This is a genomic window from Fodinibius sp. (assembly GCF_034521915.1).
Taxonomy (GTDB): domain Bacteria; phylum Bacteroidota; class Rhodothermia; order Balneolales; family Balneolaceae; genus Fodinibius.
The window spans coordinates 1-25,645 of sequence record NZ_JAXHLU010000014.1; the positions used below are offsets into that span (position 1 = coordinate 1).

General features: G+C 45.9%; 27 protein-coding genes and 1 pseudogene. 12 read left to right on the plus strand and 16 right to left on the minus strand.

What is annotated here, in order from left to right:
- The 16 genes and pseudogenes from U5J89_RS09270 to U5J89_RS09345 all read right to left on the minus strand — a co-directional run.
- Positions 1-435: pseudogene (locus U5J89_RS09270) on the minus strand (hypothetical protein); the annotation flags it as partial.
- Positions 436-662: 227 nt separating this feature from the next.
- Complete coding sequence (locus U5J89_RS09275) at positions 663-1,052, minus strand: hypothetical protein (RefSeq protein WP_322575340.1); 390 nt, start codon at positions 1,050-1,052, stop codon at positions 663-665.
- A gap of 20 nt (positions 1,053-1,072) precedes the next feature.
- A complete protein-coding gene (locus U5J89_RS09280; protein WP_322575341.1) occupies positions 1,073-1,741 on the minus strand; it encodes a hypothetical protein in 669 nt (222 codons plus the stop codon).
- A 203-nt stretch (positions 1,742-1,944) separates the two neighbouring features.
- Complete coding sequence (locus tag U5J89_RS09285; RefSeq protein WP_322575342.1) at positions 1,945-2,463, minus strand: hypothetical protein; 519 nt, start codon at positions 2,461-2,463, stop codon at positions 1,945-1,947.
- The gene (locus tag U5J89_RS09290; protein ID WP_322575343.1) at positions 2,423-8,323 is read right to left on the minus strand and encodes a helicase-related protein; all 5,901 of its coding nucleotides are present in this window, start codon (positions 8,321-8,323) and stop codon (positions 2,423-2,425) included. Before U5J89_RS09290 ends, U5J89_RS09285 begins: the two co-directional genes overlap by 41 nt.
- Positions 8,324-8,327: 4 nt before the next feature.
- Positions 8,328-9,587 carry a hypothetical protein gene (locus tag U5J89_RS09295; protein ID WP_322575344.1) on the minus strand — a complete coding sequence of 420 codons (1,260 nt, stop codon included), beginning with the start codon at positions 9,585-9,587 and terminating at the stop codon, positions 8,328-8,330.
- A gap of 1 nt (position 9,588) precedes the next feature.
- Entirely contained in the window at positions 9,589-9,849 is a 261-nt protein-coding gene (locus tag U5J89_RS09300) for a peptidoglycan-binding protein (protein WP_322575345.1), read from the minus strand.
- Between the two features lie 67 nt (positions 9,850-9,916).
- Complete coding sequence (locus U5J89_RS09305) at positions 9,917-10,999, minus strand: hypothetical protein (protein WP_322575346.1); 1,083 nt, start codon at positions 10,997-10,999, stop codon at positions 9,917-9,919.
- Complete coding sequence (locus tag U5J89_RS09310) at positions 10,996-11,313, minus strand: hypothetical protein (protein ID WP_322575347.1); 318 nt, start codon at positions 11,311-11,313, stop codon at positions 10,996-10,998. The genes U5J89_RS09305 and U5J89_RS09310 overlap by 4 nt, the downstream gene beginning before the upstream one ends.
- Position 11,314: 1 nt before the next feature.
- The gene (locus U5J89_RS09315; protein WP_322575348.1) at positions 11,315-11,677 is read right to left on the minus strand and encodes a hypothetical protein; all 363 of its coding nucleotides are present in this window, start codon (positions 11,675-11,677) and stop codon (positions 11,315-11,317) included.
- Positions 11,678-11,687: 10 nt separating this feature from the next.
- Positions 11,688-12,110 (minus strand): hypothetical protein, encoded by a 423-nt coding sequence (locus U5J89_RS09320; protein WP_322575349.1) that lies wholly within the window; start codon positions 12,108-12,110, stop codon positions 11,688-11,690.
- Positions 12,111-12,117: 7 nt separating this feature from the next.
- Positions 12,118-12,369, minus strand: coding sequence for a hypothetical protein (locus tag U5J89_RS09325; protein WP_322575350.1), 252 nt, complete (start codon positions 12,367-12,369; stop codon positions 12,118-12,120).
- Between the two features lie 134 nt (positions 12,370-12,503).
- Positions 12,504-13,088 (minus strand): transglutaminase-like domain-containing protein, encoded by a 585-nt coding sequence (locus U5J89_RS09330; RefSeq protein WP_322575351.1) that lies wholly within the window; start codon positions 13,086-13,088, stop codon positions 12,504-12,506.
- 56 nt (positions 13,089-13,144) lie between these two features.
- Entirely contained in the window at positions 13,145-13,372 is a 228-nt protein-coding gene (locus tag U5J89_RS09335) for a hypothetical protein (RefSeq protein ID WP_322575352.1), read from the minus strand.
- Positions 13,373-13,381: 9 nt separating this feature from the next.
- Positions 13,382-13,786 carry a hypothetical protein gene (locus U5J89_RS09340; RefSeq protein WP_322575353.1) on the minus strand — a complete coding sequence of 135 codons (405 nt, stop codon included), beginning with the start codon at positions 13,784-13,786 and terminating at the stop codon, positions 13,382-13,384.
- Positions 13,787-13,807: 21 nt separating this feature from the next.
- Positions 13,808-14,803 carry a hypothetical protein gene (locus U5J89_RS09345; protein ID WP_322575354.1) on the minus strand — a complete coding sequence of 332 codons (996 nt, stop codon included), beginning with the start codon at positions 14,801-14,803 and terminating at the stop codon, positions 13,808-13,810.
- A gap of 437 nt (positions 14,804-15,240) precedes the next feature.
- Between U5J89_RS09345 and U5J89_RS09350 the strand changes: the two genes are divergently transcribed.
- From U5J89_RS09350 to U5J89_RS09405, 12 genes are all read left to right on the plus strand, one after another.
- Positions 15,241-15,918 (plus strand): hypothetical protein, encoded by a 678-nt coding sequence (locus tag U5J89_RS09350; protein WP_322575355.1) that lies wholly within the window; start codon positions 15,241-15,243, stop codon positions 15,916-15,918.
- A gap of 226 nt (positions 15,919-16,144) precedes the next feature.
- Positions 16,145-16,498: a hypothetical protein gene (locus U5J89_RS09355; protein ID WP_322575356.1), complete on the plus strand. Its 354-nt coding sequence runs from the start codon at positions 16,145-16,147 to the stop codon at positions 16,496-16,498.
- Positions 16,499-16,678: 180 nt separating this feature from the next.
- Positions 16,679-17,161: a hypothetical protein gene (locus U5J89_RS09360; protein ID WP_322575357.1), complete on the plus strand. Its 483-nt coding sequence runs from the start codon at positions 16,679-16,681 to the stop codon at positions 17,159-17,161.
- Between the two features lie 252 nt (positions 17,162-17,413).
- Positions 17,414-17,701: a hypothetical protein gene (locus U5J89_RS09365; protein WP_322575358.1), complete on the plus strand. Its 288-nt coding sequence runs from the start codon at positions 17,414-17,416 to the stop codon at positions 17,699-17,701.
- Positions 17,702-18,112: 411 nt separating this feature from the next.
- Positions 18,113-18,877 (plus strand): TlpA disulfide reductase family protein, encoded by a 765-nt coding sequence (locus U5J89_RS09370; protein WP_322575359.1) that lies wholly within the window; start codon positions 18,113-18,115, stop codon positions 18,875-18,877.
- Positions 18,878-19,049: 172 nt separating this feature from the next.
- The gene (locus U5J89_RS09375; RefSeq protein ID WP_322575360.1) at positions 19,050-19,595 is read left to right on the plus strand and encodes a hypothetical protein; all 546 of its coding nucleotides are present in this window, start codon (positions 19,050-19,052) and stop codon (positions 19,593-19,595) included.
- A gap of 164 nt (positions 19,596-19,759) precedes the next feature.
- On the plus strand, positions 19,760-20,131 hold the full coding sequence (locus tag U5J89_RS09380; protein ID WP_322575361.1) for a hypothetical protein: 372 nt from the start codon (positions 19,760-19,762) through the stop codon (positions 20,129-20,131).
- 803 nt (positions 20,132-20,934) lie between these two features.
- Complete coding sequence (locus tag U5J89_RS09385) at positions 20,935-21,156, plus strand: hypothetical protein (protein ID WP_322575362.1); 222 nt, start codon at positions 20,935-20,937, stop codon at positions 21,154-21,156.
- Positions 21,157-21,355: 199 nt separating this feature from the next.
- Complete coding sequence (locus U5J89_RS09390; RefSeq protein ID WP_322575363.1) at positions 21,356-23,041, plus strand: MutS-related protein; 1,686 nt, start codon at positions 21,356-21,358, stop codon at positions 23,039-23,041.
- A 156-nt stretch (positions 23,042-23,197) separates the two neighbouring features.
- Complete coding sequence (locus U5J89_RS09395) at positions 23,198-23,506, plus strand: hypothetical protein (protein WP_322575364.1); 309 nt, start codon at positions 23,198-23,200, stop codon at positions 23,504-23,506.
- A gap of 592 nt (positions 23,507-24,098) precedes the next feature.
- A complete protein-coding gene (locus tag U5J89_RS09400) occupies positions 24,099-24,869 on the plus strand; it encodes a hypothetical protein (RefSeq protein WP_322575365.1) in 771 nt (256 codons plus the stop codon).
- A gap of 168 nt (positions 24,870-25,037) precedes the next feature.
- A complete protein-coding gene (locus tag U5J89_RS09405) occupies positions 25,038-25,469 on the plus strand; it encodes a hypothetical protein (RefSeq protein ID WP_322575366.1) in 432 nt (143 codons plus the stop codon).
- Positions 25,470-25,645: the final 176 nt, after the last annotated feature.

The window sequence follows — 25,645 nt, forward strand, 5'->3', positions numbered from 1 at the left end:
AGCGAGGCGATACGCTTGAAGACCACCGGAGCATCGGCGCTGTTGGCCGTGCCGGCCACCATGTGCATGCCTGTTCCGGAGAAGTTGGAGTGCTTGGAGATCGGCACGCGCAAAAACTCCTTGTTGTCGTTGTCGGCCTGGCAAGATCACACCGGCGTCTTTCAGGGAGTTCACAATGCCGCGGGCGTCGATGCCGTTGGCCTCATCATCCTCGATGAACTGCTTGGTGACCTCGAAGGAGAGGGCCAGGATGCGACGCTTCAGCTCACCGGGGAAAGGGTTCCCGACATAATTGTTACGGGTGATCTTCCGGGTCGAGTTCGGAGGAAAGAAATTAAGGACCGCCCCGTTTTGTTCTACTTTCTGCGTATCAAAATAGGTTTTGATGCGGGCGCTGGCGGGTACAATTGCTTTTTTGGTAATTTGGTTGCTCATAGCTTGTGTTGTTAAAGAGATTTTAGTTGGGCCTTGCGGCCGTTTTGGCTTATTCCCGTAAGCAGTCTCCGTTCAGTGAGAGCTATGAGTAAAAAGAGTGGGTTATACCTCCACGGTTTCCTCAATGATGTTTTCGATTTGAGAGACGTGGCCGGTCTGCTGGGGAAGCGGGGCCGGAGTGACTACCGCCGCAGGCTCGTTGTCCCACAGGTATTCGCTTCCTTCCATCAGTCCCTGGAAGGCGTCCAGTCGGGCATGACGAACTTGATGAGTTCCATCACGCCTTGCACGCCCAGTCCCATCGCGAGACCACGGAGGTGTTTGTTTTTGGTGAACATGGTAAAGACCATGCCTAAAGTGAGGGGGAGGCCGACGCGGGCCGCTTGCTGGACAGTAGCCGAGCTTCCGCCAAGGATAGCGGGAACGGCCAGCCCATTAAGCTGCGCACCAATTGCCTGGCCGCCCACAATGTATCCGGCAGTGATAAGCTGTTGCTTAAATTCGCTTACCGCTTTTTCGGTTGTTAGTTGTTTTGCCATAGTTGCAGGTTTTGGGGTTGTTGGGTTTTCGATGATATCCAAGTGGGTTGGATTTTTTGCAAATATTCGTTGGGTCATAGGGTGGTGGGTTATGGGGATCAGTTGAGAATACCGCGTCCGTCGATGTTCAGGTTGGTTATGATATACACGTCTCCATATTGGAAGATGGGGCGTTTCCCGTCGTCGAAGTAGTGATAGTACTGGTGGTTGTCGCCTTTCTCGTCGCCGGGGTAGATGACCTTGTCGCTGGCGTACATGATGCGCTCGGCGTGGCCGACCGAAACCAATTCGGCCCCGGTGGGTGGAAACAGTTCATAGTCGTAGTCATCCGGCGGGAAATGGTGAAACTCCTCGTACATTCGGGTGGCTTCGTCGCTGTCAACCGCGCCTTTGAGCAGCTTCATGCGTTGGGTGGGGAAAGCGAACAGCGTGGTTCCGTCCCCGTCTATGATCATGGCTAGCTTCTGTTCTTCCGGTTCAATGCGCTGCATGAAGCCCTTGGCATCGATAAACTCCAGCTCGCCTACGGTTCCCGCATATACCAGGGGATCGCCAAATAAGGTTTTTAGCGGCCGTGGTAGGTTTTGTAGTTGTACATCATGGATGCTTTCAGAGCTATTTGGTCTGACTTCTTTAGCATCTCGATAAATACCGACTTCCCGAACGCGGACGGTTCCTTTTACGCCATAGGTGGGCGCGATGCGATTGAGCTCTTCGTAGAGCTCAGAGCGGTCGGAAAATTTGGTTTTTACGAGTTCGTTGACCACATCCTGGAGTTTGGTTACGGTGTCCTGGTTGGTTTTTAGGTTGGCCTGAGCTTGCTCTAATTCTTTCCGCGTTTGCTCGTGGGTTACTCTCTAATTCCTTCAGGGTTTTCTTCGAGCGGTCCAGCTCGGCGGTGATCTGCTGGATGCGGGTTTCGGCGGACTGTTGCCATCCTTTTTCGAGGGCAAGGAAGAGCTCGGCCAATTTATGCTTTGATGATCGGCAGCCAGCGCTGGGTTTTGTACATGCCCAGCCGCTGCTTTATTTGGTCGTAGGTGACCTCGACCCCGTCCGGGGTGGTCTTGCTTTTCTCGGCCTCCATGTCGATCTCGTAATGGGCGTAGAAATCAGACTCATTCGCAATAATGTTGCCTTTGTTGCCTGCCAGACTTCGCCCCGATTGGACGGGCTCGTCCATGGACCAACCGAATAATTCATTTAGCTGATCGCCCGCCATCTGCTTGATCGAGCTCCACTTAATCTTGTTATAGAAACTTCGGTTGGGCGCGTTCGGATCAGGGATGAGATTAAACAGCACCCGACCGTTGGCGTTGTTTTTGGGCACGTCGAGGGTGAGCTCGTGGCGGAACCGGGGGACGCGTTTGCCGTCCGGGGACAGGTTGTTTTCAATGGAACCGATCTCCCCGCTGTAGTCCAGCCAGCCGATGCGAATGAGTCCGTTCTCAAGGGCTTCGGACGCCCGAAGTAGGCAGCTCAGAATCAATGAGGGTTTGTTCTCGCTGGATGGCGGATTCCATGCGCTCGGTTCGTTTGGTCACATCCCCGCTTGCCTGGGCCAGCGAAGATTCCAGGCGCTGGGTCTCACTGAGCAGCGATTCGATGCGGGCCTTTAGCACCTTGGTTTGGGCTTTGGACTGGAAAAACTCTTTGACCCGGGGGTCGGAGTTGGTGGCGGCGACCATCTGCTCGTATTCCAGGGACTCTCCGTCGGAGTCAGCGGAGGTTTCTCGGCCGTCCCCGAAAAAGAGCTCGTCAATCCAGCTTTGTTTCTTGCTGACCAGCTCCAGGCGGTACTGATCGAAAGAGTCTTTCATCAAGTAGAAATGAATATTGACTTTGCGGTGCTGGTTGCCCTGGCGGAGCCCGCGCCCGTTGCGCTGCTGGATCTGTGAGGGGGTGTAGGGCACGTCCATGTGATGCAGGTCAGTGGTCCATTTTTGCAGGTTCATGCCTTCAGCAATCGACTGGTTGCCGATCAGCACCCGGTACTTGCCCACGTTGAAATCATCCTGCACCTGTTTTTTAAGGGCTTCCTTATCGTCGGAAGAAGAGATGAAATAATCTTCTCCTTTAGCGCCAGTGCCAATAATAGAGCCGTTAATAATGGCAATTTGATCTTTCGGGATTCCAGCTCCCGCCAGCTCCTCTTTGATCAGCTGATGGTAGCTTCCGCCTTTTTGGCCTTCCACCGATATCCAGTCGCAGAAGATAATTTGGTTGCGGAAGGTGGGAGCCGTTGGATTCTCGCGGTCGCTATATAGCGCCTCGACAATCATAACAGCCCGGTCAAAGATTTCCTCTTTCTTGTCGCTTCCGTCGGAGTGTTTTTCGCGTTGCTTCTCGATTTTGTTTAGTAAGAATTGTTTGCCCACCGGCGCCTCGTGGAGGTCGCCTTCGGTGGCTTCGATCTCTCCGGCAACTTCCTCAAAGTATCCCAGGGATTTGAGCTCCTTAATAAGTTTGTGGCGGGATTGGCCTTGGTAGGGGTTCGGGTTTTCTCTGGCAATTGGTCCTTTGGAAAAGAAATCTCCATAGATGCTTTCCGAGATACGTTCGGGGCCAGGATTTTCGCGGGTAGCGTAACTTTCCGCTACGTTTTGAGTCAGAGCCCCCAGCTTTAGGAATTTGCCGTCGACGCCCTTAAAACTGTTGTCATAGACGCGAAGGTCGGTCGCAATCTTGCTGCCGTCGCCGGTGATTACCAGGAAGTTGTCTTTGGTCTGGCACCCGCGCTGGCGCATGCAGTCGAGGATATTATCGGCCCGGAGGATAATATCATCAAAGAGCAGCTTGTGAATCTCGCTGGGCTCGATGACCTGCTGTTTGGTTTCGGCCTCGGGCCGCTTGAATTTTGGTTTGAGTGCTTGGGGATTGTCCTGGTTATCCGTAATGATTTCACCTGATTCGTCCCGAAGGTAGTCGGGATACTTCTCGTAGAACCCCACCAGCTGATCATAGCTTTTGATGTCCATGACTTCATCGATGATGGCCCGCATCTCCGGCAGGTTGTAATACCCGGCCACCACCCGCTCGGTTCGGTATTCGCCGTTGGTTTTTTTGACGATCTTCTCCTCCTCGCGGACGAACTGGTTGATGAAGTTGTCGAGGTTCGCAATCTGGTACTTCTCCAGCAGGTCCGGGGCGCACAGGTTGAGCATGTGCCATACCTCGACTGGGGAATTCACCACGGGTGTAGCGGTCAGGACAAACACGTTCTTGTAACCGACTTTTGAAAACAGCCACTTCGTTTTCTGGAGGGCATCTTCGGCTCGCTGAGACGGTTTGTTTGCCGCAATACCCAGCTTGGCGGCTTTGGCGCTGCCGAGGGCGTTTTTGTAGAAATGGGCCTCGTCAAAGAAGAGGGCGTCTACGCCGAGCTCATCAAAAAAGATATCCGTTTCCAGTCGCTGGGTGCTTGCTACACTGCGGAGCTTGGCCTCCCACTCTTCTTTCATTTTCTCCAGGCGGGTGACCATCGACTTTTTGGCCGTGGAGCTGAGGGCATCGTCTTCTTCGATCAACTCGTCAAAATTCTCGATCATTTGATCGAAGTATTCGACGCGCTCCGAATACATCTGCTGTTGCACGGCCGGGGAAAGGGGTAGACTCTTAAACGCATGGTCGGCGATAAAGATCGCGTCCCAGTGGTAGAGCTGGGCCATGGTCAGTTCCTTGTGGCGGTCGGGACCAGCCATTTTCATGTTGAGAATTTTGGCGTCCGGGAACAGCATCGAATATTCTTCGACCCATTTCTCCTGCACTTTCCCGGGCACCACAAACATCGGCTTGCGGCAGGCGCCCTGCTGGGCCAGCACCTGTGAGGTAATGATCGAGGCCAGCGTTTTCCCGGCGCCCACATCGTGGCAGTTAGCGCCCCGTCCGTTCCAGACTAACTTTTCAGCAACTGCGCGGTTGTGCTTATATACCGCAAAGTCCTTTACCCCGTAAAAGGTATCCGACATGCCGCGCACGCGGAGCGTATTGCCGTCAAACTGCGGGTTGATATGAGCGTTATACTCGTGGTTATACGCCTCTTCGATGAGCTCGCGCATTTCGGTGGACGCTTTGGTGCGCACCCAGTGGTTGAATTTTTGAGGCACCCGCGTTAGCATCTGGTCGTTATGGGTCCGCTGCTTGGCGCGGGATCGCTCGATCAGGGCGGTAAGGCCTTTCTGCTCGGCGTGTTTCAGGGTCATATTTGGGAGGACGTTGTCGTCCTCATCGTAGAAGACCAGCGGGAAGCTGGAGTCCTGGATATAATTATTAATAATCTTGCTGAAGGGCGTCTGTCCCCATCCCTGGTTCCAGTCATCTTGGGTTTCTTCTCCATTTTTAATGTACCGGCCGCCTTTGCGGAGTTTCATGTAGAAGCGATTGCCCAGCTCGGCTTTGTCCTTGACGAGTCCGATATGCACGTCCCGGTAGCCGAGCTCATCAGTAATCCACTGGACAAGCACTTTCGTGGGCAGATAGGTAAAAATATGGCGGGGATCCACGGTGATGCTGTAGGCGTCAATCCATTCGGGAAGGACCGCCTTGAGCGCCTGGATATTCTTTTCCAGCTGGTTGTCTTCGGCCAGCTCCAGCTTCTGGCGAACGTTGCCGGCCAGGTACTGGTAGCGAAACTCGTAGTTGGCTGACTCGGGGTTATAGAAGAAGTCCGGGTGCCCGGCGATCGCTTTGGTGAGCTCGCCCCGACTGGCCGTCCCCCCTTTGTAGGTAGACTGGTAGAAATCCAGCGTAAGGTCTTCGCCAATAGAGCGGCCGTACATAGCGATTTCGGCCAGGTCATCGGAGTCCGATACCGCCGGCACGTAATTGTCGTTGAACATCGAGTCGGCATCAATGATATCGGCGTAGACCAGCTCCGCGCTGATCGGGTCACGTTTCACAAAGGTCGTGAGTTTATACAGGCGGTTGTCATAGCGAAATACCGCGCGGATATCCTCGTCTTCATCGGGAATGCCGTAGGTGTCGATATGGGCCCGGAGCAGCTCCTTGAATTCCTCGCGGAGCGGCTCTTTTTGCCCGCTGTCTTGGGCTAGCGCGGTCACGAAATCATCATAGGTGTCGAGCATCCGGCAGGCCGAGGCTATTTTCTCTCGCAATCCTTCGCTCGCTTTGTCCTTGCTTCCTACAGCAAGAGGCTTAAAATAGTGTCGCTGTTTTTCATAGAAATTGTCTTCGTGGAAGATGATGTTCCCAGCATGATAATCCCGGGTAGTATTTAGTCGCACTCCTTCATCGGGGATCCGGTAGAACGGCGGCCGGTTTGGAAGTGGATAGGGGAACCCCAGATTATCTTCCAGCACGCGGGTAATCATCGCTTGGTCCACTTGGCCTTTTACGCCCATGCGCGTCAGAAACTGCATGTCGTGGCCCTGAATATGCTCCCCTAATACCTGCTCGGGATACTTTTGGAAGTAGGGATTGTAGTAGGCGCTGTATGATTCATCGTTATACTCGGTTGTTGAAACAGCCATGTCCTCATAGGCAAACAGCCGGTTGAGCTCGTTACTGGCGTCCGGATGGGTTTCTCCGTCAACATCGGGGTACTTCTGAAACAAAATAAGATCGGTCGTGACCAGCGTATCGGCATTGTCTTTAAAGGCGGTCGAGGGCAGCCGGTAGGCGCCCACAAATCGGGCTCGCTGGACCATGGCCTGCCGGATGGCCGGATCCTTTTTGTCCATGGTGCCCACCGAGGTGATGACGGCCATAAAGCCGCCCGGCTGGAGGGCGTCCAGGGATTTCAGGATAAAGTAGTCATGGATACGTGGATTCAGGTGGGCCAGCGGGTCGCGCTGGGTGTGAATTTTAATATCTCCAAAGGGGACGTTGCCCACTGCGCCGGTAAGATTATATAGCGATAGGTCGGTCTGAGCAAAGTTTTCGTGTTTAACTAACTGGTTGGGATAAAGCAATCTTGCAATGCGGGAGCTTACCGCAGATCGCTCAACCATCAGCATGCGGTAGTTATCGTGATTCGGAAGGAAACCCGCAAAATTGCCTACGCCTGCCCCGGGCTCTAAAATGTTGCCCGCTTTCACGCCCATGGCCTGGAGTTTGTCCCAGATGAGCCCGACCAGCTGGTAGGAAGTGTAGTGCTCGTTGAGCAGGCCGCGTTCGGTCCCGGTGCGATCTTCACCGTACCCAAGTCCGCCTGCTCCGGTATATTGGCGAAGGGTGTCCAGGTCAGATTCGGTAATCGCTCGATCTTCTTTTTCGAGGACCGCCAGGGCCGCTTCATTGGCCCGGCGACGCTCGGATTTTGAGAGTTTGATCGGAGCAAAATTTGTAAGCTGGAGGCCGGAAAAATCGCTTCCATATTCGGCTTCTCCCGCGCGATCTCTGGGCTGTTGGTATGATCGGTCGTCTTCTTTTTCAGGGGTTTGGGCTTTCTGTTGGGCCGCCGAGAAAATCTGGTCAAAATCGACGCCGATAATCTCCCCGTGCCCCCGAAATAGTTCCACAGCCTCATCGCGATGCTGCTGGGGAAACCGGTCGAGCGAAAAGGCCAGGGCCAGTTTCTTTACTGCCAGAGTGAAGGACTCTTGAAGTTCCTGAAGCTCGCTGGAAGGATTAGTGCGGGTAGTCAATTTGTTCGTTAGTTTCGTTGGATCTTCAAGAAGAGCATCTATTTTGTTAATAGCTTCCTTGTTTCCCTGGTCGGCTTGCCAGGCCAGATCGGTCAGCTGTTGCATTCGGTGGGTGTTCAGCGCGCCAGTTTTATACGGCTCGTGGGCTACTTGGGCGATTTGGGCCATCCGCGCGGTTTTCACCTGCACTTCGACGGGAATATCCCCGGCTGGACCCCCCATTACAATAAAGTGGTGTGCCCGGTAGCCGCCTACCGGCTGGGCGTATTTGTCCTCATGTTCAAAGATGGTTCCAATTGCACCTGACGAGATCTGCCGGGCCACCTGATCCAGTTCGGCTTGTCCAGCCAACACGATCATACACCCGGCCATATCGGTCAGACCTTGGGTATAAAGTTCGTTTGTATCAGCCTGCTTAATATCGGTTTTAATGCGTTTGCGACGGAGTTTATTGATGACCGAGTAGGGAGATTTCACGCGTCCCTTAACCGTGGCATCCGGTTGCAGGGCTTGGAGCTTCGCGATTACCTCATCGAGGGCTTGCTGGTAATCACCGCGCAGATCTATTAGTTGCTTGATTTCTTCGGTGAGTTTAACCTCTTCAACAGTTTCGGTGTCCCCGGCCCGCTGTGGGTTGGGATCGTCGGCGTTGGGGATGCCGTCCCCGTCAAAATCTCCAAAAATCCCGGGGTAATCATCAGTCGTAATATCTTCAAAAGGGGTAACAGTCGGATTGTCTCGCATAGGGTTAGCCCAGTATTTTGGTTAAAAAGGCATCCAGTTTAGCCTGACTTTCTTTGGCGGCTTCGAGGTCTACCGGTGGCCGGGTTTCTTCGTCAGATTGAATATTCTTCTTTGCCGGTTTTTCTTTAGTAGTCGTTTTCTTGGATTGCTTAACAGGAGTGGGTTTGTTTTTGGTAGTTGCTTTCTTTTTCGGCTTTGGCGCAGGTGAATCACCTGCAGTAGACTGCTTTTCCTTTTTAGCAAGCGCTCGTTCCTGTCGCTTGTATTCTTTGGCTCCCAGCACCACTTTGGCGTGATCTTGCTTGTAGATGCGGATTTCCAGGTCGCCGTACTTCTTCACCAGTTTTTTCCAGCACGCTTTCAGCCCGCCTTCTTTTCCTTCCGTGCAGGCTTGGTACTGGAGGTGGCCGTCCAGCAGCAGATCCATGATATATCGCTTTTTGGGGTAGTCGGCCGTATAGCGGATGGACAGGTGGGCGTTTTCAGATTCCCCGGAATGCTTGGGGGCGTAACACGGCATCTTGCTGCCAAACATGGAATTAATGCGTTTCCAGGAGCGGATTTTGTGGAGTTTGTCGAGCTCCTTTAGGGTAATCTTAAACGGCGTATCCACAGGGTTTTCGCGGTTGCCCTCGGAGTTATCTTCTGCTGATGGTTTGGTGGGTACCTGTCGATCATCCGCTGTAAACGGTACGGCAATGGACGTAAGCTCTCGGTACCGGTTTTTCTCGGTTTCGGCCCCGCCTTCTTTGGTGACCTTGATCTCGATATCACACTCGTGGGCGATGCTGGTATTTCCTTTGTACTGCCCGTCTTTGGTGGCATGGGAGACCATCACAAACATGATCCCGTTTTCGCGGCACCACTGGGCCAGCTCCACGGTTTCCTTCGCGTTGGCATCAATTACCGAAATGGAATCTAGGATGCAGGCGAAGGACTGATTCTTAAGTAGCACTTCTTTGAGGGACTGAATAGATTTCCACTTGGTAAAATGGAGGTTCTGGTGGGTGGCTCCGAGTCGCTTGACGCGGTCGACCAGGGTTTTACCAAAATGCTCTTCGGCGGGGATATATTCGATGCGGCCGTGGGCGGCCAGCGCGTCAGCCAGTCCCAGGCTCATCGTGGATTTACCGGCTCCTTTTTCGCCCCAGATAAAAACGACGGCATTTTTCTCGGGTTCGCCCAGAAGCTTTCCATAGGGTTGGGTAATTTTAATGCCTTTGATGTTAAGTTTTGCAAGCTGCTGGGCAGTCATTGATTCCATATTAGCCTTGTTTAGTTCGTTTAATTGCGATTCCAATTCCTATGATAGCGATGGTCCCTATGGCAATGAGAGCTGTTTTCGGGAAGGAGCTATTTCGGGTTACTTGGAGAGATTGTGGGTTTATTCCAAGCTTACTGATTAGCATCTGATCAGCTGTTCCACTTGGTTGTAGTCCTAATTTTTGCTGGGCTTGTTTGACCGCCTGTTGGGTTTCCGGGCCGAAGATGCCATCGACGCCATATTTGGGGAGGGCAATTCCCATAGCCTTTAAGTGCCGATTGCAGGTGCATAACCTGGGGACCTTTGTCGCCTATGTTGAGTGTCATTAATTAAGATCGGTTTCGATTGTAAAAGGTGAGTCCGGCAATGCCGATGGCGATGCCAACGGATAGCATACCGGCGTTTTTGAGGGCGGCCACAGGTTTGCTGGTTGCGATGGTTTCTTCAAGGCCGATGAAATCACTTACGGCTTGTAGGTCCAGGTATTCAAAGTACCGGTTAATGACCCCGGCATGTTGGCTATATACCCTGTTTAGTCCATCCTTATCGGTCGTAAGATCAGCCATGATGATGGCCGTGGTTGCCGCTTTTCCTTTCTTGCCGCTCAGCGTGCGGTCGGCAAGGCCAATGGCTTTGCGAAAGGCGTTTCGGCCGGTCTGGCGCAGGTAACTGCTGAGGTCGCCCATGCCATCATCGACAATTTGATAGTCGCGGCCTTCAATGAGCTCACGCATTCGGTTGTCCTTGTTGGTGTTGCCTGGTTGAGTAGTCTGTTTCATGCTATCTCGCAGACCGGGCATCAGAGGGCCGAGGAAGTACGCTCCGGCGCCGATGCCCACCAGCCACAGGGCTTTGGTAAGCGTGCTGTTGACGCCGCTGAATGCGTGTTGCGGGTTCGGTAAGCTAATATCATACCACGACTCAGTGGGCGGGGCATATACTCCGCTTTGTTGACCTTCCTCGATATCCAGATCCAGCGTCATAACCTTCGACATTGCCAGGGGTTTAGCCTCCGATATCGTAGCCTCCGTTACATTGCCGTGGTGCAGTTCAAAAATAACCGGATGATTGCGGTCCGGACGGAAAGAGCGCCCGAAGACCAGCCGCGTTTGCCCCCGACACCCATCCCACATGCTCGTAAGGATGCGGGATATAGCCAGCACCGTTCGGCTTTGGGGATCCAGGGCGGCCACAACCGCATCCGGACAGGAGATCAGCAGAAACGAGTTCCAGATGTTGCGGTACCGGTCAATTTCGATATCGACCGAAAATGGGGTCCCGGATTTCGGCAGCCCGCGCTCGGGATGCCTGCCAATAATGCGAACTTCCCCCGCCTCAGAGCTGATGATATTCCCGGTGATACCGGCGGATCCTAAGCCGTTGTCGCTATATGCAGAATGGGTCTGGGTCATTGCTGTTTTCGTCTGGTTATGATTCGAAATACGAGATATCCCCCGGCGATCCATCCCAGGGTTTTTTTGTTCCGCTCAAACCACTGGCGTAGCTCTTCGGTCGGTTGTTTGCCGGAGAGTCGCTCGCAGATAGATTGGTTTTCGGGGGCTTCAACCTCGGCGCCTTTGGGAACTTCCTGCAGCTGAATCGTTGGTTGCAGGTAGACGGTTTCCTCCGATAGCGAGGGGTTCGGATAGCGCCCGTTGGGAATATGCCCATCGATAAAGTGGGAAATGCCCACGGGATGGGCTGTAGTTTCAATAGCTTCTATCATATCAGGACTTCTTTTTGAGCAAGGTGTACATGATACCTCCGCCAACGGCGATCACACCGCCGATAAGTAAGATTGATGTCATGCTACTTCCGCCGGATTTTTGGGCTTGCATGAGCGCCATCTGTTGCTCGGGCGTCAGGCCGTTGCCTGACGGGTTGTTTTTTCCGCCATTGATAACCCCGTCCACGGTTACGGCCGTATCGGCCGCCGTGGTTAAAAAGCTGGACAAGTCATTCAACACACTGCCGAACTTGGTTTTCTTTGGCTCCGATTGCATGGGTGGGAGCGTGCTATTGGTCAGGTTATAACGGAACGGACGAGTGGTTTGCAGGAAATCGATTTGATCGAAAGCGTTGGTGCTCATTGTTGTACCTCTACGTGGATTTGGAGTTGGCTTTTTTCTTTTTGGCGATAAGCAGTATAGCTGCCCCGAGGATGGCCACGCCTCCGACAGCCGCCCCGGCAATCATGGCCGTACTGGCGGTCTGCTGTTTTTCGGCAGTGTCGGTCACGTTATGCTGAAGCGCCGTCATGAGCTGCTGTTTTTCCTGCTGGATTTTCTTCTTTTCAGCCAGCTTGCGATCGTGGGCCTTGCAGAGGGCTTGGGATTTTTCACGCTTGCGTCGGCACCGTTTTAGAGCTCCAAACATTTTGCCTTTGCAGCTTTGGTTGGCATACCGGCAGGGATCGTCCTGTTCCCAGCCTCCCAATCCACCAGCCGATCGTAGGTTGGTAGAGATGGTTAGTTGGTCGTCGGCCACTTGGATTGCTATAGGTTGCACGTAAGAGCTACTCATAAAATTATCAGTGGTTAAGGGCCCAGTAGCCGATCCCGCCAAGCGTGAGAACGCCGGCTGAGAGTCCGCCGTAGAGGAGCCATTTTTTGTGTTGGGATTGTTGTTGACCTGCCAGAAAACTGTTGTCCAGACTTCCGAACCGGTTCAGGTGATCAACGGCTGGTTGGCCGTGCTCTTGGATAACCTGAGCGTACTGCTTGAGGATCGCGTTATCTTTTTGGGAAAACGAAATAACATCCGACCGGACCCCTCGGGCCATCAGGTAATCTCGCCACTGGCCGCGCTGGATGCGTTCGTCCTTATCTTTGGCGCCAAACCATTTTGAAAACAGTGGTTTTCATGGTTACGCCCGTTTGCAGGGCTGTGGTTGCGGCCGTTGCCGCCGTAATTGGATCAATGCCCAGGTGATCCGGCATGCGGTTCGATCAGGTGTTTGGACTTTTTGATGAGGGTTTCATCAAATGCGAATCCGGGATATTTGGCGACAGTCGTATCAAAGGATTTCCATCCGCCCGGGGAGCGGAAAACCGTATAAATGTGATCGTAGGTTCGCCCCGTTCGGCTCACAATACGAAAGCCGGTTTGAATGCCCAGGGTTTGCAGCAGCGCCGCCGACAGGATCGCGTGGTCGTCACAGTCTCCGGCTTTTTGCCGCAGGGTGACATCCGGAGACTGAATGCGTTCAATATTCCAGGGGTCGCGGACGTAGTTGATGTTGCTCGTTATCCACTTGTAAATGGCTTCGGCAATTTGGTCTACATTTCGCAGGTCAGGCAGGCCTGTGCTTATATTCCTGGGAACCCTACGAGTGATTTTTAGTGCTAGCTCGCGGATGTCCTCGCGCCCGGTGTACTTGGTGACCAGCTGGGAAGCTAGTCCCAGGACGCCCTCAATACCAGGGTATGGTCGCCGGTGGGCAATAATAGGGTCGGCAGCACCTCCTTGGGGAGAGGATGCTGCCGCCTTTTTGCTCGTCACTGAATCGTCAGTAGTGACTGCTTGTCGGGAAGGGGTGATATGGGGATAGTGGCTGCTCAAGAGCGGTAGGTGATATAGTCGAGCAGGAGTTGCAGGCCGTGCTCGGGGTTGCGCGTTGTGATATCTTGCAGGCGTTTGGCCAATTTCGGGTCCAGATCGCCCAGGCTGATCAGCACGCCCGTAAATTGCCGGGAGCGGGTGATGGTCGTTATGGCCGGGCGGTCCAGGGTATCGTAGATGTTGTCCCGCAGGGTGGTAACGGGTTGTTGGGTAATGGCAGGCATAGGGATGGTCTAAGTTTTAGGTCCGTTGGACGTGACTAATTTTTGCAGCTGGATGATGACTTCCGTGAGGAGCATTTTTACCTGATTACTCACATTCATGCCGGTAAGCCGCAGCAGCTGTTGGCAAGCGAAAGGGGCAGGGATATAGGCAAGCGTATTTGCGTGTTGCCCTAATCCATCCACAAGGGGATATATCGTTTTTGCAATGCGTTCGGCTCCTATATCCCTGCTTATCGCTTCTTCGGAAAGTAGTTGGGCCATGCGTGTCCAGTCGCTGATCGTAATGGGGCGCCCATAGGACTGCATCAGTGCCAGCTGGGATTTGATGCGCTTGGCATAGCGGCCGTAGGGCTCCGGGCGGTCGCCCAGGTATTCGAGCGCCATTTTGAGTAGGGTGATGTGATCGGGATTCATGGCGGGGTTGTTCAACGTCGGTTATATGGTCATGGTTGATTCGGGATGGCCACCTGCATCAGGCGAAGTAAAGCTGCCGTTCAGGGTCGGCCCGTCGGTTTTGTTCAACAAGGTCTCCGGGATATCGGCCTTGTCGGCGGGAAGGTGCCGAGGAGTCTCCTCCCCGGCACCTTTGGATTGTTCGGCTTCTTCGTTGAGGTGGGCATCTTGTTGGGGTAGTGAAGAATTTGGTTGGTCCTGCATGCTGTTGGCTATCGAGGCTTTTAAAGCCTCGGCTTGCTCGGGGGTTAGCTGGCCTTGGCCGCCCTGTTGGGCAAAGAGCCCTGAGATGACGCTAAAAAACAGGGGCGCATTTTCTTCCAGCATATCCAGCATGCGGCTTCCGGCATCACGGCCACCGGCCCGCTGTTCCATCTCCATGCGGAATTTTACCTTTTCCAGTTCGCCGAGCTCTTTTTCGAGGGCTTTAAGGTTGCTACGTTGAATTTCTTTGAGGCGATCAATTTCGTTGCGGTGGGATTCTTTCAGGTCGGCCAGCTCTTTCTGGTGGGTAAGCAGGGTGGTGGTCTTATCTTCGGCCAGCTCCCGCTTGAGGGTCATGATTTCATCGACCTGCTGGCGAATCTTGCGGTCGGCGTCATGGAGCTCCCCTTCCAGCCGCAGAATGCGATTGCTGTAATAGCCTTCGTCGTTGGTTTGGCTGGAGCCCGTTGGTTGCCCGACGAAATCAGTGGCGGCTTCGGCCTGCTTGTTGGGATCGTCTATCCGGAAATTGATTTCGATGTCCTGGTCAGCTCCGGTATGCAGGGTGTAGATGCCCGGCTCCAGGCGACACATGGCCTTGGCCACCTTGAAGGGCGAACGGATGTTGAAGGGAATATCCTTTTCGACGTCGATGTGATCGTCGGTCCGACCGGTAATGCGGCCAAAGATGGGAATCCCGTCTCGCAGTTCCTGGAGGGTGGTGGCGTAGTCGCGGGGCTGGGTATCTATGTGGTTTGACAAAGGTTCAGGCATCGGGCCAGGCTTGGTTAATATGTCGTGATTGTATCAGTTGCGACAATCACCGATGCCAACGTAACACTATTTCAAATCAAGGGAAATACCCCGGGATGGGCTGGAATGGCCTGTAACGGGCTGCGATAGGATGGGACAAGATGGGATTAAAAGAGATGGGTAGAGAAAAAGTATGCTTGTTTATTATGAATTAATACCAATGTCATATTATATCACAATGTTATATCAATACCCTTTGACATAATATTGTGAAATAATATAGATTTTGGACTTTACCCCATTTTTCAAGAAAATAGAGCCATAGTCATAAAAATTTATACACATACCCTAGTTGATATAATTACAGTTAGGCACCTTTTTATAAAAAGATCTTGGCTTAGTCATTATTATTACATTTACAATACTTTCTTTTAATCAAGTGAAACCGGGTTTAAATAATGCCTTTTTTAATATATGGGATAATTGTAATACTTATTTCTGTAATAGTTTTTCAGGCAGACAAACTTAATAGACTTAATAAAAAAGTCGATCAGCAATTCGAAGATATTAAATCTGTACGGTCGGCTTTTAAAGAGTTAGAAAAAAAATTATTTAAAGAGAGCGATTTGGAGGGGTGGAGTATTCATTCTAAGATTTCTGCTATTGAAAGAGACAGTGATAGTATTGATGTAGAAAATTTAAATTATAAAAAATACACTTTTGGAAAAACTAAAGGAGATATCCCATTTAAAATCTTCTTTAATTTCGACAAAAGAAAATGGACAAGTTTAGCACGCATACCTAGACAGACGACCGGTTCCCTAAAAGTATATCTTTCACAGAGAAAAAGGTTGCAGAAATGTATTGATATTACAAATCATAAAATAAGAGAAGTTAATTTTGAGAATTTAAAAAAGATGGTAAAAACTAGAGATGAGATCATTGATGAGATGGAATATCTAGTTGAAAATAACCAAGACTTCTTTAAAAAAAGTTCTAGTAGGGAACCAAATCAAGAACTTATGGAAACAATGGTAGAAATAGATAAAAAAATAAGATATACAGTCTTAAGAGGTGAAAAATTGAATAAAAGGGAAATATTAAAAGCTTTTAAAAAGAGACTCGACATCGAATAGTAAATTTGAAATATAGGTGCCTAACCCGCGCTTTAACTCGGACACACCTCGCCAATTCTTTGCCAACCTTGGTTTTAAGACTCATCTTTCGTTAGTTGCCAAATCAACAACAGTCCGTGTGCCGGTTAAGCGCAATGTCGTTAGGTGTAACTAATTTTAGTCCTTATTAGCTCTTTTAATTCATTTTTTGTAATTATCAATAAATTTAAAAATAAACCCTATCATTATGAGACTATCGTTACTTATAATTTTTGTCGGACTTTTACTTTCAAATTGTTCAGACAACCCTTCCAAAAGTACGTTTGAACAAGTAAATGCTGAAATCTCAAATAGCAATTTAGATATCGCCAACTATTCTGAGGCTACCATTTATTACTTCGCTATTGATCAAGACTTTGCGGCGAAAGCAAATTGGTCTACTAAATCAACCGAAGAAAATGCTATCAAGTCTATGGATATTAAAAAGCTACCCCTCTCAGAAGTAGCAGGTTATAAGCCAGATAACAAAATCATTTTGTACTACTGGACTTCTAAAAATCCTCAGCAAAGTGAGATTAATCACATCTTAGTTAGCAAATAGCCAGCGACGCAGAACTCTTATTAGTTACACCTAACACGCGCATTAACGCGGACAGGCCTCGCCATTCCCTTGCCTCCCTTTCATTTATTAGTTAATCTTTCGTTTTATAATTAATTCAACACTGTTGCGCCTGCCGGTTATGCGCAATGTCGTTAGGCCTACTTAGTAAACTAAATACTCATGAAGCTACAATTTCTAATTTTGCTTTTTAGCTTGTTACTATTCCAAGCCTGTGCTACTCAGAGTATCGTCAAGAAAGGAGAAGTAACTGAGCTTGAGCAATTCTTAGAAAAGAATCGCAACTCCAACTTCCAACTCGTGCTCCAAAATGGAGAAACAGTTAAAACAAATAGTCTAAAAGTGACTTCAAATGACACTTTAGTTTGGTCAAATGGTAAATCTTCTATTCAACAAATACAGAAGGTTAAAGCTAAGAGAATTAAAATCGCGACAGTTGGAGTTCTTGCAGCAGGTCTTGGAACTATTTTGTTTACCTCTTTGCCACCACCTAATTGTAAGAGTGATAGCTGTACCGGTGAACAATTAGGACAGGCATATGGAAATATCCTTTATAAAACATTGGTTGGTTTGGCAACGGTTGGTGGAGTGTTATGGATAGAATCAAATAACCCACAACGCGTTTTTATCCTTAATAAAAAGTAGGCCTAACACGCGCATTAAGTGGGACGTGCCTCGCCGTTGGTTGCCAATTTCGATTTTGTCAGTTTCCACGGTATACTTTAAAAACAAATTCAACGCGACTTTGCACGCCCCTTATGCGCAATGTCGTTAGGTAGCTTCACAAATTTTAATTAAAAAGTTTCGAAGAATGGCTACAGCAGAAATCATCAAAGAGTTTTTTGAAGAGCGATTTAACAATACTTCTCATTTTTTCTATACAAAGATAAGCAGCTGTTGAAAAATGGTCAGTATAAAGAATACGCTGAGGAGCAAATAAATAAAGCCAAAAAAATATTTTGGTCTATCGCTTGGGCTGTATTCTTTTGCTCTTGGTATGGTATCATAAGTTTTATTGAATATGGCGCTCAACCCAATTGGTTTGATCTATTATTGGGAGTCTTTGCTTGGATAGCGCTTGTTGTTATTCTGCTTTATTCCGCAAGAGAATATTACACTATAAGAAGCTCAATGGAATTATTTATAAAACTGCTAGATAATCAAGAAAGGGAATCAGCTACCTAACCCGCGCTTTAACTCGGACGTGCCTCGCCGTTGATTGCTGGTTTTGGTTTAGCCAATTTCTGTAGTACATTTTGTTTTTAATTCAACACTAAACCGCACGCCGGTTAAGCGCAATGTCGTTAGCTGTAGCTTTTTAAATTTCAACAAATAAAATACAATGCCACTATTATCGAGAGTTATTATATCAGTCTCTATTCTTTTTTTCCTGTTAGCCAACCAAATATTTGCGCAAAATGGCTATATGAAATCCGACTCCGCATTTTCCGTTTACATGGACAATGCTGACCAGAAATTAGAGCAGTCAAACAGTGCTGATAGTCTACAGAATAAATATGCATCAATATATTTTAACTATTATTTGAAGAGTCCCAAATCGAGAAAGTAGGTATCAATGCAGGTTGGCAGTCATTTATGTTATGGGCAAATTCTGAATCAGTAACAGAAATTGATGAAGCAATTTCCAAGCTCCCCGCCAACTCTAAATTGTGGAAACAAATTTTTCTTTATGTGAGATCAGCCTATCGCAAAAGTGATGATAGAAATATGAATGACTTTATATCCCTTCTCCATGATTTGGAAGATCGCGTTGAGGGAACTACCAATAAATCAGCTGTACTATATTTCTTAGGTGAATATTACCTAGAGGATGATCAAAAAGACAAAGCAATTAGCTTATTTCAACAAATAGTTAATTTGGACGGGGAAGATTTCTATGTAAATAAAGCCCTTCGTTATATCCATGAAATGGAATCACTCAATATCGGACAACAAGCTCCAAGTTTTACAGCTCAAACCGTTACTGGCGATAGTTTATCTCTTGTTCAATTAAGTGGGAAAGTGATCATATTAGATTTTTGGGCTACGTGGTGTGGGCCATGTATCGCTGAAATACCTACGTTAAAATCGATTCAACAAAAATATAAAGATGATAATGTTGTACTTATCGGTATTGTTTTAAATAAAAATAAAGAGGAAATAAAAAAGTTCATCGAAGATAAGAAAATGACGTGGTCCCATGTTTTACAGCCAAAACATGAAAACGATATTATTACAAAAGCTTATGGTATCAACGGGATTCCAGATTCTTATGTCATTGGTAAAGATGGAAAAATTCATGCTAAGCATTTACGGGGGAAAGAACTCGAAAACAAAATAGAAGAATTGGTTGGTAAATAATAGCTACAGCTAACCCGCGCATTAACGCGGACACACCTCGCCAATCCTCTGCTACCCTTGGTTTTAAGACTTCTCTTTCGTTAGTTGCAAAATAAATAGAATTGCGTGTGCCGGTTATGCGCCAGGTCGTTAGGTACCTCAAATAACTATTAGCTTAATTAAATACTTCATCATGAAAAAAATAAGCCTCTTAACTTTCATCCTTTTCACATTAGCATCATCAACTTTTGCACAAACATCATTGTCTGCTGGACTAAATGCTACTGGTTCTATGAATGTGGGTTATTGGGGAGTCAGTGCAACTATCGAAGCACAACATCAATTAACACCCAGACTTAGTGCAGATATTAGTTTGAACGGATTTCATGATCTAGCTCCACATGAAGAACTACTGCCCAATGTCAAAGTCAGTGATTACCATCGTAGTGTTTATTCTGATCTAGGGCTAAATTTTAAACTCATAGATAGAAAAGTTGATTGGAGTATTGGCGCAGGTGGATCTTATCAAATAGGAAGCGAACAATATCTGCAGAGTGCTAGTTATTATGGCGAAGAACTCACTGACTACCACATTGAGAAAAATAATTTTTCAAGATTTGGAGTATTTGTGAAAAACACAATCGATTTTGGTCAATCAGTAAGTCTTAATATCATAGTTTACAGGTTCGAATTCTGGGGTGAATATATGAGCATTGGACCTTCATTTAGCATTAATTAAAAATTTGCGGTACCTAACCCGCGCATTAAGTGGGACGTGCCTCGCCGTTGGCTGCCGGTTTCGATTTTGTCAGTTTCCGTAGTACATTTTAAAACAAATTCAGCGCTGTTTTGCACGCCCCTTATGCGCAATGTCGTTAAGGTGTATTCAATAATTAATCTACTGTGAAGAAATTACTGACACTACTTACTATTATTACTATTGTTTTTTCGGGCTGTACATTACAGGAAGAATGTGAAGGAAACATTGTTGTAGAAAATCCTCTCCCAGATATAACAATTCACCTTGAGGATGGAGAGCATACAATTGACCTCTCTAATCCTCCGGTATTTGAACATACTGCAAATAAATCTCTTGGCTACTTTACCCAAATTATTGAAGGAGTAGATTATATCGACAGTAATATTAGAGAAGAAGGAGATAGTTTTATTCTCGTCTTAACTCCTCGAGAGCAAGGCATTGGAAGAATTCAGGTAGAAGCCGGTGATGGTTGCCTAAGCGATGTTACAGAAGAATTTCAAGTTACAGTTGAATAAAATACACCTAACCCGCGCATTAAGCGGACACACCTCGCCAATTCTTTGCCGCTCTTGGTTTTAAAGTTCATCTTTCGTTAGTTGCTAATTCAATATTCATGCGTGTGCAGCTTATGCGCAATGTCGTTAGCTGTAAACATGAGTAAATTGATTCATTATTTATGGGACCTTCAAAACCGATTCTCTGGCTTGTACTATTTACAATTTCATTCTTTTTGATTGATTATTACTTAATTGGAAACGAGAGAAGTTTTCTTTACCAAACTTTTTATTCAATACTAGTCGGAGTTTCCGGCTTGGCATTTATTTACGGTTTAGACAAATATTTAACTACTAATTCCAAATAATTAAAAAAATGTTTGGCATTCAACGACTCAAAGCAAAACATATCTCAAAATCCATCTTTGTATATGGTATATTTTTAATTTCTATCTACATTTTTGCAGAAAGCTTAAACACCAATACCTCTTGGAGAATAGGTTTCTCCGCAATTGGCTGTTTAGGATTCTTGGGTATTTCTTCAATTCATACAAATCATCTGTATAAATTGTATAAACAAAATGAGTTTTCAGCTGATTAATTTTTTTACCTAAACAAAATATAGTTTACAGCTAACCCGCGCATTAACGCGGACGCACCTCGCCAATTCTCTGCTGCTCTTGGTTTTAATATTCGTCTTTCGTTAGTTGCAAATTCAACATTCATTCGTGCGCAGGTTATGCGCAATGTCGTTAGGTTGCTTCAACTTAACTTCAGTTTCTTATTAAATTTTTACCCGATAATTCAATAAATATTTTGTAGCAATGGATTCTTCAACTTCGAAAACTCAAGTTATAAGTATGTCAGTTATCATACTTGCAATGTTAGTTGGTCTTGGATTTGAACATGTTGATTCGTTGCAAGACAATTTAATGGTGTTCACCATTTTTGCTGCCTTAGGATGGATTAATATTATTCATTATCGAACTGCCAATAATATAAGTCAGAGTGTAAGTGCTAACTCCAAAACAACTGAAGCAGATTGATTGAAACTGCCTTTACCAAATTATTTAGCAACCTAACCCGCGCATTAACGCGGACGCACCTCGCCTATTCTTTGCCGCTCTTGGTTTTACGACTCTTCTTTCGTTAGTTGCTAATTCAAGATCAATCCGTGCGCAGGTTATGCGCTACGTCGTTAGGTAGCCAACGTAAATAGTATTCAAGTTAGAGTTTTAGAAGTTCATGCAAACTTTTATATCAATTCTTCTTGGAAGTATAGCCATACTAAGCTTTTGGATATACAAAAGGTATCAAAAGAAAAAGAAGATAAGGCAATGGTTTAAGAATAATTGGGGAAAGCCAAAGAATAAAACCTACAATTGGGGACAGATTCGCAGTTATCATGATTATCTGAAAGAATCTTCCACGAATTACCAAATTGATGATGATACTTGGGATGATTTAAACTTAGCTGACATTTATAGCAAAATTGATCATACGATTACCCCCGTTGGACAGCAAGTATTATATGATATGCTTCGTTCGCCGATATTCGATGCCGAGGAATTAGAAAAGCGGAAACAATTTGTCGAAATATTCCGAGACGAAAGTTTTCGCGTTGAACTGCAATTGAAACTTAATGAACTAACTAATGCCCAAATTTGGCGTCTGCCGAATTTATTATTTAATGATCTTCCCCAAATACCGAAATGGTACAATGCGTTATTGCTTGTTCCTTGCCTGGTTCTTTGCTGTATCGGTTTAGGTTTTGTGAATCCTATTTTCTTTCTCGGCTTAGGTATTATCCCAGTGTTGAATATGATTGTTCAATATATCGTTGGTAAAAGAATTAGGCGATATACATTAGCATTGAGCGGTATTTCACCACTTTTAACTCAAGCCAAAGCAATTGGAGAATTAGATTCAAATTGCCAAAATCCTTTAGGTCTCATCGGAGATTCTTTGCGTAGCCAATCACAAAAGCTCTCTAAGTTAAACCGACGTGTTCATACATACCTTCACGAAGGAAACCATAATAGCTTGGGTGGACTGTTTTGGGATTACCTCAATATTCTATTGCTACTTAAAATTAACATGTTCACGCTTTCGGTAAAAAGTATTGCTCGGAATAAAGGCACTCTTAAAAAACTATATTACACTATTGGATACATAGATGCGATGTTAGCCATATCCTCCTTTAAATCAAGTCTTTCTGAATACTGCCATCCCAAGTTTGCCAATAGTAACACTCAGTTAAACTACAACGAAGCCTATCACCCGCTAATAGATCAACCCGTTGCTAACTCAATCAACATTAAACAAAAGGGAATTTTAATTACTGGATCTAACATGTCGGGCAAAACAACGTTCTTAAAAACTATCGGAATAAACCAGCTATTTGCCCAAACGTTAAACTTTTGTTTTGCAGATCAAGCCACACTATCGTTTTGTAACATTATTACTTCTATGCGACGTGAAGACAACCTACAGGAAGGAAAAAGCTTTTACTTGGGAGAAGTTGACAGAGTAAAGAAACTTATTGATTTGGCTTCTGATTCTGAGTATCGCAATCTGTTTTTATTAGATGAAATATTTCGTGGAACAAACACTATTGAACGGATTTCAGCATCGCTGGAAGTACTAAAATGGCTTAGGAATAAGTCTAATTTTGTGTTAGCCTCAACACATGATCTTGAACTTGTCGACTTGTTGGGAGAGGATTATGAGTTTTACCATTTTACAGAAACTGTTGATGGGCAAACCATGAACTTCGATTATAAAATTAAGGAAGGTCATTCATCCACAAGAAATGCCATTAAGTTATTAGCGATCAATAAATATCCTGACGAGATTGTAACGAATGCTTTGAAGGTAGCAGAAATGCTCGAAAAAGAAGGCACGGTAAATTTTACAGCAAATAGAAAATAAACTATATGGCTACCTAACCCGCGCATTAAGGGGACGCACCTCGCCAAGTCTTTGTCGCTCTTGGTTTTTAAGCTCTTCGTTCGTTATTTAACAATTCAACAATTTACGTGCGCACCTTATGCGCAATGTCGTTAGGTATTTAATTAAATTTCAAAAATGATATTTGATAGAAGAGCTTATATAAAACTTGCAAGGACAATCGAAAATACTTTAAGACATTCAGAAATTGATCAATTAGCTAAACTATATGAGCTAGAAGATTACATTGAAGGTGTAAATAAGACAGATAAATCAACTTCTCTCGTTGCAATAGTAGAATCGCGAGTCGATTCAATTTCACATGATTTTAATCTAAAAAATTTTATTGAGGATTATTTTTCTTATCTATCAGAATATCAGATTTCAAATAATCAGTATGTAGAGGAACTTAATAAATCTTTCTTGAATCATATGGCTATTCTGTAAAAGACGGCAAAATTCTTTGAGATAAATCCGGAACCAATTTCTGTAGTTGAAGAATTATCGGAAATTGAAAATAACCTTGATAGTCTGGGCTTCAATATTGCCTTAAATCACTATCAACAGGCAATTGATAACTACTCAAATTCAAACTATGAATCCTGTAATAGCCAAATAAGATCGTTTTTAGAAGATTTTTTTATTCAAATTACCAAAGTTAAAACTGGTGATGATTTTTCTGATCCAAATTCAGCGCTACAACATCTTAAAAACAAGGAAATAATCGATCCTGATGAATGGAATTTAGCTAGAAGTTTATATTCCATGTGTTGCTCTAACGGTTCACATAGAGGTCTAAGTAACAAAGAAGAGGCTTTATTTCGTCTTCATTTTAGCACCTCACTTGCACAGCTATTCATAAAAATATTAAATACCTAACCCGCGCATTAACGCGGACGCGCCTCGCCCTTCCCGCCGATTTTGAAGTTACTCAATTTCTATAGTACATTTTGTTTTTATTCAAGATTCTGGCGCACGCCGTTTATGCGCCAGGTCGTTAGGCCAACTTAATTCATAAATATTTATCTTATAAAAAATCATGAGGAAAAAGCTCAAGAAGTTATCAGAAAACTTATCTTATCCATCAGTTTTTATTCTTCTGCTAATTTCATTAATCGTATCAACAATTACCCAATACAATTATTTAGCATATGATGTGCTTGGATATACTAGTACATCATTTAATTATGATGCAATTAGTATTGCTTATGATGATGGACTGATTTGGGGCCTGCTAGTATTTTTAACAACTGGTCTTTTCCCATTTATCGCAATGCTAATAAAACCAACTGCAAAGGTTGTAAAAAGATCGACAATCGTATGGTATATTTTAGCAATTTTACTATTGCTATTTCTTTGGAATGGAAGTCGTCCTATGGACCTCAATCAGCAATCCCATTACCAAAAGTTAGAAAACAATACAGATGTAAATAGCTTTGAATTAGCCTCAACAAATAAATTTAGTTCAGACACATTAGACAAGAAAATTGGGATAACAGATGATGGTGCAAAAACTATGGGTTCTTCATTAGCATATATTTATTTATGTGAAAGAGATGAATTAATACCGAAAGATACTTTTGGTGATTTTATGTGGTCAATGGAAGAGATTCTCCACCAAAATCATTGGGAAAAGATTAAATCTCAGTATCAAGAATCACTTCATGAGAAAAAGCAATATTCTATTGCAAAAGATCGATGGATACTATTTGAAATTAATCAGGAAAGCTGTAACAGTCTCGAAAAAGCCATACCTACTTTAAAAGCAACAATGATAAATAAATGGGAAAGGGAAAACGATATTGACTAAAATAGTTGGCCTAACCCGCGCATTAACGCGGACGCACCTCGCCAATTCTTTGCCCCTCTTGGTTTTAAAGACTCTTCTTTCGTTAGTTGCTAATTCAATATTAGTCCGTGCGCAGGTTATGCGCAAGGTCGTTAGGCGTAAAATAGAACGCAATCAAATCAATGATTTATGCTCTTTGAATCTGACTTCCAATCAATATTTCTCCCAGCATTAATTGTAGTAGTGATATGTATTATTGGTTATAGCTTGTGGCAGAGAAAACAGAAAAATGAATTGGAAAAGGCAATTTCACTGCTAAAAGTCAACACTATTGCTGTAGGCCTTTTATCAATTTTATTATGGTTTTTGCTTCCTTCAACTCCTTCACTTAGTACTTTTGGGTTCCCCGAAACCGTAAAAGAAATACAATCTAATGAACAGCTGCTCAATTATTTACAAGAATATAATCAAGCTATCGTACGGACCACCCGAGTAGTCTATTGGTTTATTTTCATCTTTGTTTGGTGGTTCTTGGCTTCCGTCTATTCTTTTATAAAAGCACTAAGTAATCAACAAGGCAAAGAGTATTTTAAAAATGTGAAAGAGAAATTTTCCGCCTAACCCGCGCATTAAGCGGACGCACCTCGCCAATTGGTTGCCGCTCTTGGTTTTAAGGTTCCTCTTTCGTTAGTTGCTAATTCAACAGTAATCCGTGCGCAGCTTATGCGCCAGGTCGTTAGGTAGCTCGATTATAGAATTGAAGTATTAATGATCTAATTGCCAGTTTTTAAATGCAG

Bases quoted from the DNA above. Each gene is read 5' to 3' on its own strand.
- U5J89_RS09355 (WP_322575356.1), top strand. From the start codon at position 16,145: ATGAGACTATCGTTACTTATAATTTTTGTCGGACTTTTACTTTCAAAT.
- U5J89_RS09275 (WP_322575340.1), bottom strand. From the start codon at position 1,052: ATGACCCAACGAATATTTGCAAAAAATCCAACCCACTTGGATATCATC.
- U5J89_RS09315 (WP_322575348.1), bottom strand. From the start codon at position 11,677: ATGAGCACCAACGCTTTCGATCAAATCGATTTCCTGCAAACCACTCGT.
- U5J89_RS09385 (WP_322575362.1), top strand. From the start codon at position 20,935: ATGGATTCTTCAACTTCGAAAACTCAAGTTATAAGTATGTCAGTTATC.
- U5J89_RS09310 (WP_322575347.1), bottom strand. From the start codon at position 11,313: ATGATAGAAGCTATTGAAACTACAGCCCATCCCGTGGGCATTTCCCAC.
- U5J89_RS09295 (WP_322575344.1), bottom strand. From the start codon at position 9,587: ATGGAATCAATGACTGCCCAGCAGCTTGCAAAACTTAACATCAAAGGC.
- U5J89_RS09395 (WP_322575364.1), top strand. From the start codon at position 23,198: ATGATATTTGATAGAAGAGCTTATATAAAACTTGCAAGGACAATCGAA.
- U5J89_RS09340 (WP_322575353.1), bottom strand. From the start codon at position 13,786: ATGAATCCCGATCACATCACCCTACTCAAAATGGCGCTCGAATACCTG.
- U5J89_RS09305 (WP_322575346.1), bottom strand. From the start codon at position 10,999: ATGACCCAGACCCATTCTGCATATAGCGACAACGGCTTAGGATCCGCC.
- U5J89_RS09400 (WP_322575365.1), top strand. From the start codon at position 24,099: ATGAGGAAAAAGCTCAAGAAGTTATCAGAAAACTTATCTTATCCATCA.
- U5J89_RS09325 (WP_322575350.1), bottom strand. From the start codon at position 12,369: ATGGCCCGAGGGGTCCGGTCGGATGTTATTTCGTTTTCCCAAAAAGAT.
- U5J89_RS09350 (WP_322575355.1), top strand. From the start codon at position 15,241: ATGCCTTTTTTAATATATGGGATAATTGTAATACTTATTTCTGTAATA.
- U5J89_RS09290 (WP_322575343.1), bottom strand. From the start codon at position 8,323: ATGCGAGACAATCCGACTGTTACCCCTTTTGAAGATATTACGACTGAT.
- U5J89_RS09390 (WP_322575363.1), top strand. From the start codon at position 21,356: ATGCAAACTTTTATATCAATTCTTCTTGGAAGTATAGCCATACTAAGC.
- U5J89_RS09370 (WP_322575359.1), top strand. From the start codon at position 18,113: ATGTTATGGGCAAATTCTGAATCAGTAACAGAAATTGATGAAGCAATT.
- U5J89_RS09360 (WP_322575357.1), top strand. From the start codon at position 16,679: ATGAAGCTACAATTTCTAATTTTGCTTTTTAGCTTGTTACTATTCCAA.
- U5J89_RS09375 (WP_322575360.1), top strand. From the start codon at position 19,050: ATGAAAAAAATAAGCCTCTTAACTTTCATCCTTTTCACATTAGCATCA.
- U5J89_RS09335 (WP_322575352.1), bottom strand. From the start codon at position 13,372: ATGCCTGCCATTACCCAACAACCCGTTACCACCCTGCGGGACAACATC.
- U5J89_RS09405 (WP_322575366.1), top strand. From the start codon at position 25,038: ATGCTCTTTGAATCTGACTTCCAATCAATATTTCTCCCAGCATTAATT.
- U5J89_RS09300 (WP_322575345.1), bottom strand. From the start codon at position 9,849: ATGGGAATTGCCCTCCCCAAATATGGCGTCGATGGCATCTTCGGCCCG.
- U5J89_RS09320 (WP_322575349.1), bottom strand. From the start codon at position 12,110: ATGAGTAGCTCTTACGTGCAACCTATAGCAATCCAAGTGGCCGACGAC.
- U5J89_RS09345 (WP_322575354.1), bottom strand. From the start codon at position 14,803: ATGCCTGAACCTTTGTCAAACCACATAGATACCCAGCCCCGCGACTAC.